Genomic DNA, 5,574 nt, shown 5'->3' on the forward strand with positions numbered 1-5,574 from the left:
CTCGTCTGTCAAACCGATCCGTTCGCCCAAAGTAGCCTCCAAATGGAAGCTTTGAATCAAAAATCGATTCCGCAGTCAACCTTTGTCCACGAGCGCTAATGTCGCCAAATATTAAAGGTTCTCCGGTGACTGTCATTTTTTCATTTGATGCAATATGTATAATGATAATAATTGACGAGATAATTATTGTGCTTACGAGAGGGTGTAATGCGATAGACAGCATGCTGTATAGAAAAAAACCGATTGCTAGAGTAAACAAAATCGATTTAATTTCTAGCGGTGTGGTGAGGTAGCTATTCCGAAAAGATACGCACACAAAAATGAACGAAGCGAGGATACCCCATGCTGTGAACCGGATCACAGGGGTGGCTAAATTTTTGTGGGCAGCTGATGTGATATTCTTGATCAAGGACATAGAAATCCATGTCATGAATTTGTCATATGATGTCAAGAGAGGATTGTGTTGTGGGGTGCGACAATCAAAACAGTTTGAGTCCGTGGGTTCGATAAAAGGTCATCGCGGACCGGACAAAAAGCTTTATATGTAAAAATCCTTTCTTCGAAGCATGCCCACCTGCATGGACCACTCGTATTGTGGGCACGTACGCCGTATCGGTAATTTTAAGTGATCTTAAAGAAAGATCAAAATCCTCAAAGTATAAAAAGAATTTATTATTGAAACCGCCCGTGTCTCTTAAAGTAGTGCCTCTGAAGAGCATGAAACATCCGCTCACAATGGGGGGATTCCAAAAGACTGCGGTTTGTGTTTCAGCTTGCAATTCGTAGTGCGCCAATCGCGCAGAAAAAAGTGAACGGATTGTTTTGGGGGCGAAACCTCTCAATATTAAATCAAAGACTGCCGGATAACGCTTGCATAGATACTGCCGTTGCCCGTTCGGCCAGGATGCATAAGGGCTCAATAGTCCGCAATTGTCATTGGCTTTCATGAACGCAAGCGCAATTTTCAGCGCGCTTGGATCGAGTTGTATGTCGGGGTTGAGAATGAGATGAAATTCGCCGGCTTGCTGTATCGCGAGATTGTGGGCTGGCCCGAAGCCGATATTTCCGTGGCCCTGAATTAGTTTAACAGGCAATTTTGGATAGTTGTGGAGCAAAAACGAGGCGACTTCTTTGTCAACCGAGTTGTCAACGATTGTGATTGCGAAAGTTCCCGGCACCAATTCGTCCAACGCGCTTTTTAGACTATCCAGAGTTTTTTTAAGTTCAATAAAATCTGGATTAAATGTAACGATTGAAATCGTTAGCAATGGCTGCTTATTGATTTGAGGATCCGCAGCTGAAGCACTATAGGTCATTCTTTGAATTCTCGGTTCGCTAGATAGGTCCGGCCATCGTCAAAACGAAGCCATCATCTTGGACATACTACGTGCTTATATGAACGAAACGAAAGAAGTAAGATGATAGGAAGTGAAATCGCATGAAAGGGATTATTCTCGCGGGCGGTAGTGGTACGAGGTTGTTCCCCTTAACAATCGCGGTTTCCAAGCAGATTTTACCAATCTATGACAAGCCAATGATCTACTACCCGCTGAGCGTGCTCATGCTGGCAGGTATTCAGGACATTCTGATCATTTCGACTCCGCATGACTTACCTCTGTTCCAGAAATTGCTCGGAGATGGTCATGAGTTCGGGGTGAATTTTTCATATGCCGAACAGGCGCATCCGAACGGTCTGGCAGAAGCTTTCATCATAGGCAGGGAGTTCATTGGCAACGACAGCGTTGCCATGATTCTCGGTGATAATATCTATTTTGGCGACGGCCTCTCGAAATTGTCTCAGCTCTCTTCGCAGCCAATGAAGGGCGGGACAGTTTTCGCATATCGCGTCGATGATCCGCAGCGCTATGGAGTGGTGGTATTCGATAGCAAGACAGGCAAAGCGGTTTCCATTGAGGAGAAACCGGAAAAGCCTAAGTCTCATTGGGCGGTAACCGGTCTTTATTTTTACGACAACCAAGTTGTCGATATAGCACGCTCAATTAAACCGTCCGCTCGCGGTGAGCTTGAGATCACCACGGTGAATAACGTTTATCTTGAGCGTGGGGAACTGAATGTTCAGCGATTCGGGCGCGGTTATGCTTGGCTGGATACGGGTACACACGATAGTCTTCACGAAGCGTCGTCGTTTGTGCGGACCATTGAAAAGCGTCAGGGCATCAAGATTGCCTGCCCGGAGGAAATAGGCCTGGATAAAGGCTGGCTGAGCAGTGAAGCGGTGCTGGAGCGCGCAGCCAAGCTTGGTAAAACCGAATATGCTGCATATCTTCGTCGCCGTGTTGCCGAGTTAGGAAAAGATTAATGCAAATTCGTCCTTTAGGTTTAAACGGTGTTTTTGAAATCAGCCCACGTAAATTCGGTGATGACCGAGGCTTTTTCTCCGAGACCTATAATGCGAAATCATTCGCTGAAGCTGGTATCGATCTGACTTTCGTTCAGGACAATCATTCTTATTCGGCGGCCAAGGGCGTTGTGCGCGGGCTTCATTACCAGTTGCCGCCATTTGCGCAGGACAAGCTGGTTCGTGTCACGCGCGGTGCAATTCTGGATGTTGCAGTCGATATCCGCAAAAGCTCGCCTACGTTCGGGAAGTGGGTTGCGTTGGAAGTCTCGGCTGAAAAGTGGAACCAAATTCTGGTGCCGAAGGGTTTCGCACACGGCTTCATCACGCTCGTTGATAATACCGAAGTGATTTATAAGGTCACGGATTATTATTCCCCTGAGCATGATCGCTCGATCCGCTTTGATGATCCCGCAATAGGAATCAATTGGCCTATTCCAGCAACTGGTGTGCAATTGTCCGATAAGGACGAGAAAGCCCCGATGCTTGCCAATGCAGACGTTTTTGATTGAGGAATGATATGAACATTCTTGTTACGGGTGGTGCAGGTTTCATTGGTTCGGCAGTGTGCCGACATCTGGCTGCTGATCCCAAGGTCAATGTCGTTAATCTCGATAAGCTGACTTATGCGGGCAATCTGGCCTCTCTGCGCCAGATTGAAGACCATCCGAATTACAGTTTTCTCCAGGCTGATATTTGTGACGACACGAGCGTTCTAGAAGCTTTACGCGCCAACGAAATCGACGTAGTTATGCATCTGGCTGCGGAAAGCCACGTCGACCGTTCAATCGATGGCCCGGGTGCATTCATCGAGACGAATATCGTTGGAACGTTCCGCCTGCTCAATGCGGCGCTTGCGTACTGGCGAGAACTGCCGGAGCCGCGCAAATCTAGCTTCCGTTTCCACCATATTTCGACGGATGAAGTATTTGGCGATCTGCCTTTTGATAGCGGCATCTTCACCGAAGAAACGCCGTACCAGCCGTCTTCGCCTTATTCGGCTTCGAAGGCCGCATCCGATCATCTGGTGCGCGCTTGGCATGAAACTTATGGCTTGCCGGTCGTATTATCCAACTGCTCAAACAATTATGGGCCATTCCATTTCCCTGAAAAGCTGATCCCGCTGGTCATTCTCAACGCGTTGGATGAGAAGCCTTTGCCCGTTTATGGCGTAGGTGCAAATGTTCGCGACTGGCTGTACGTCGAAGATCACGCGCGCGCTTTGGCATTGGTTGCGGCAACAGGAAAAGTGGGTGAGAGCTACAATATTGGCGGGCATGTGGAACGCACCAATCTTAACGTGGTGGAAACGATCTGTGCCATTCTCGACAAGAAGCGGCCTCGCGCAGACGGTAAGAGCTACGCCGATCTGATAACCTTCGTAACGGATCGTCCCGGTCACGACCGCCGCTATGCGATTGACGCGTCAAAGATTGAGCGTGAGCTTGGCTGGAAACCACAGGAGACCTTCGAGACGGGTTTGGAAAAAACCATTCAATGGTATCTCGATAACGCCTGGTGGTGGGAACCGATCCGCAGCGGTACCTATTCTGGTGAGCGTTTGGGCAGCGCGTCGGCAAAAGAGGCGAAGGCATGAAAATCGTCGTCACCGGGCGGGAAGGACAGATTGTCCAGAGCCTTCTTGAGAAAGCATCTCAGCGTCCCGATCTGGAAGTGATTGCGCTGGGCCGCCCGGAACTGGATCTGACAAAACCGGAAAGCGTGCGGAGTGCCATCGAAGCGATCAAGCCCGATCTCGTTGTCTCCGCTGCCGCCTATACGGCGGTGGATCTGGCCGAGGATGAGCCAGAGCTTGCCTTTGCGGTGAATGCCACTGGCGCTGAAGCAGTTGCCGAGGCGGCGAAGACTTGCAGCGTTCCCGTCATCCACCTGTCGACGGATTACGTTTTTGCAGGTGATGCCGACGAACCGTATGTTGAAACGGATAGCACCGGATCTCGCAGCATCTACGGGGGCTCCAAGCTTGAAGGTGAGCGTCTGGTTGCGCAAGCCAATCCGCGGCACATCATTTTGCGGACGGCGTGGGTCTATAGCCCCTTCGGCAAGAATTTCGTCAAGACGATGTTGAAGCTTGCGGAGACGCGTGATGCTCTCTCGGTCGTTTCTGACCAAGAGGGCAACCCGACCAGTGCGCTTGATATCGCTGACGCGATTATCCATGTGGCGGATCATTTGACGACAGTGCCGGACTTTTCCGCTTATGGTGTTTATCACCTGGTCGGTACGGGGGAAGCGAACTGGAGCGGATTTGCCCGTGCTATCTTCGATGAAAGCGCCAGGCTTGGTGGGCCGACTGCGGCTGTCACAGATATTGCAACAGCGGACTATCCGACGAAGGCTGTGCGTCCTGCCAACTCGCGCTTGTCGACTGCCAAATTCCAGAAGGTGTTCAACTGGTCTGCGCCTCATTGGCAATCGTCACTACGGGATGTCGTAGCCAAGCTGGTTTAATATTTGAATAAGTAGATTTCTGATGCGACATCGCTCAACGGGCGGTGCCGCGTTTTTCATATCGAGCGAAAATAATTTCCGCCTGTGCCGAGCTCTTGACGCCGTGCGTCAACTGTAGCACAAACCTATGACACATTTGGCGAATGTGAAAAATGATTTATTGAAATCATTGAGGAATTTGACTTGGCTGGGAATCCAGGCTTTTAAGAGAAAGCTGCGGGAGGCATTTAACTATGTGAGAGGAACACTGTTCGTTTCACATTTTGTATCGATTGCTCTGAAGTCAATTTACTTCATATACGCGTAAGTTTGTCAAATGACTGGGCGGGGGAGAATGAAGGCTCTGTAACGAGAGAATCGTTAGCTCCGTTGGACGGGTGCGATTTCACGCAAATCCTCGGCTTTTATTGTCTTGAGAAGCTCGGCCCCGGTGTAAGCAATGTTTCATCGAAGAACGCCGCTCCGGGTCGAGCAGATCTGCAAACTGCTTCAGATTGCTATGACCAGTTATAATGACGGGACTGCCAAGCCCAACGACGTGGATCGCCTATCTGTTCGTGAACGAATTGATATTACTTTTGAAAAATGAGGTTCGCCAGATTGCTTAGTGAGGCTTTCCAGTTTTATTTCGTAAGGAAAGTCTGGCTGTTGGTTTTCACGCGGAACTGAGCCGGTTTTTTCACCGAGAATTGAGCCACCTTCGAGTATGTTTTTCAGATCATGGTTTGGTCAAGGGATTGGGT

6 protein-coding genes are annotated in these 5,574 nt (G+C 49.4%); 4 read left to right on the forward strand and 2 right to left on the reverse strand.

Translation table 11 applies throughout. From position 1 onward, the window contains the following. A partial coding sequence (locus tag VBH83_RS19085; RefSeq protein WP_396999056.1) for a hypothetical protein occupies positions 1-430 on the reverse strand: 430 nt, incomplete at its 3' end. A 49-nt stretch (positions 431-479) separates the two neighbouring features. Further along, on the reverse strand, positions 480-1,316 hold the full coding sequence (locus VBH83_RS19090; RefSeq protein ID WP_396999057.1) for a glycosyltransferase: 837 nt from the start codon (positions 1,314-1,316) through the stop codon (positions 480-482). A gap of 122 nt (positions 1,317-1,438) precedes the next feature. Between VBH83_RS19090 and rfbA the strand changes: the two genes are divergently transcribed. From rfbA to rfbD, 4 genes are read left to right on the forward strand one after another with little or no spacing between them, the layout of a single operon-like run. Further along, complete coding sequence (rfbA, locus tag VBH83_RS19095) at positions 1,439-2,320, forward strand: glucose-1-phosphate thymidylyltransferase RfbA (RefSeq protein ID WP_396999058.1); 882 nt, start codon at positions 1,439-1,441, stop codon at positions 2,318-2,320. Further along, a complete protein-coding gene (rfbC, locus tag VBH83_RS19100; RefSeq protein ID WP_396999059.1) occupies positions 2,320-2,871 on the forward strand; it encodes a dTDP-4-dehydrorhamnose 3,5-epimerase in 552 nt (183 codons plus the stop codon). Before rfbA ends, rfbC begins: the two co-directional genes overlap by 1 nt. An 8-nt stretch (positions 2,872-2,879) precedes the next feature. Then, entirely contained in the window at positions 2,880-3,956 is a 1,077-nt protein-coding gene (gene rfbB, locus VBH83_RS19105) for a dTDP-glucose 4,6-dehydratase (protein ID WP_396999060.1), read from the forward strand. Continuing rightward, the gene (rfbD, locus tag VBH83_RS19110; protein WP_396999061.1) at positions 3,953-4,831 is read left to right on the forward strand and encodes a dTDP-4-dehydrorhamnose reductase; all 879 of its coding nucleotides are present in this window, start codon (positions 3,953-3,955) and stop codon (positions 4,829-4,831) included. The genes rfbB and rfbD overlap by 4 nt, the downstream gene beginning before the upstream one ends. Positions 4,832-5,574: the final 743 nt, after the last annotated feature.

The sequence above is a fragment of the Ochrobactrum sp. S1502_03 genome (genome assembly GCF_044435015.1).
GTDB lineage: Bacteria > Pseudomonadota > Alphaproteobacteria > Rhizobiales > Rhizobiaceae > Brucella > Brucella chromiisoli.